Genomic DNA, 1,330 nt, shown 5'->3' with positions numbered 1-1,330 from the left:
ATAAAAAGACCAGCATAGTGAAACCTGCGAACAGCACTCGTAGGCTTGCAAATGCTATCGAACCAAACTCAGGAACCCCAACACGATAGAATATAAAAGACAGCGACCACATAAAAGAGAGGGTAAAAAAGATAATGAGGTCGCGTTTAGTCACTGGTTAATCCTATTAAGCGTTTAGACTGCTTTTGCTAAGTCGTAAAAAGTTATGTCATGAGACGTATTATGTCGTTAAAAACGCCATGATGATAACTTGTTAATCGCTTGATAGGTGCTGTTTTATGTATTCGTCAGTAATTAATTCGTTATAACTTGACTTTATCCAAAATAAAATCAATATCCTTATCACCGCGCCCGGATAAATTGACCAAAATAGTCTCATCAGGCGACATGTCTTTGGCAACTCTCATCGCATAGGCAATGGCATGGGCAGTTTCTAAGGCAGGAATAATACCTTCTAATCTTGATAACGCCATAAAGGCATCCAAGCACTCTGCGTCGGTTGCCGACTCATAAGTCGCTAAACCCATATCGCGCAAAAGCGAATGCTGTGGCCCAACGCCCGGGTAATCAAGACCTGAGGCAATCGAATGTACAGGGGCAGGCTCGCCATCTTCATCTAGCAAGACATAACACTTAAAGCCATGCAGCGCGCCTTTTACTCCTAACGTCATGGTAGCGGCGTGATTGGATGTCTCTAAGCCTTCACCTGCAGGTTCCACCCCAACTTTCTCGACCTCTTTGTCGTCCAAAAAACCACTAAAAATGCCGATAGCATTAGAGCCACCGCCGACACAAGCGACCACTTTATTAGGGAGCTTACCAGTTGTCTCTAAGAACTGCGCTCTTGCTTCGCGGCCAACGACCGATTGAAAATAACTGACGATTTCAGGATACGGTGCAGGGCCTAAAGCTGAGCCAATAGCAAATAGACTGGTATCCAGCTCATCAAGATAAGTCTCAAAAGCGCTATCGACCGCCTCTTTTAGTGTCCCTGCCCCGCGCGATACAGGGACGATCTTCGCGCCTAGTATTTTCATCCGGCTGACATTGGGATGCTCTTTTTCGATATCAACGACACCCATATGGATCTCACACTCAAGGCCCATCAACGCCGCTGCGGTTGCCAACGCCACGCCATGTTGCCCTGCGCCCGTCTCCGCAATGACCTTGGTTTTGCCTAGTTTTTTGGCAAGTAATACTTCACCTAAGCAGTGATTAATCTTGTGCGCGCCCGTATGATTGAGATCTTCACGCTTAAAATAAATCTGCGCCCCGCCGCAATGTGCGCTTAAGCGTCTGGCATGAAATATCGGACTTGGGCGACCAACAT

The 1,330-nt window shown here is 46.6% G+C and carries 1 protein-coding gene; it reads right to left on the bottom strand.

Translation table 11 applies throughout. From position 1 onward, the window contains the following. Positions 1 to 302 precede the first annotated feature (302 nt). Positions 303 to 1,330 (bottom strand): tryptophan synthase subunit beta (gene trpB / locus ACS8FD_RS14855; protein ID WP_439276423.1); only part of this gene is annotated, 1,028 nt, incomplete at its 5' end.

Source organism: Psychrobacter sp. 1U2 (genome assembly GCF_051847575.1).
This window is presented reverse-complemented; position numbering and strand designations above follow the sequence as displayed.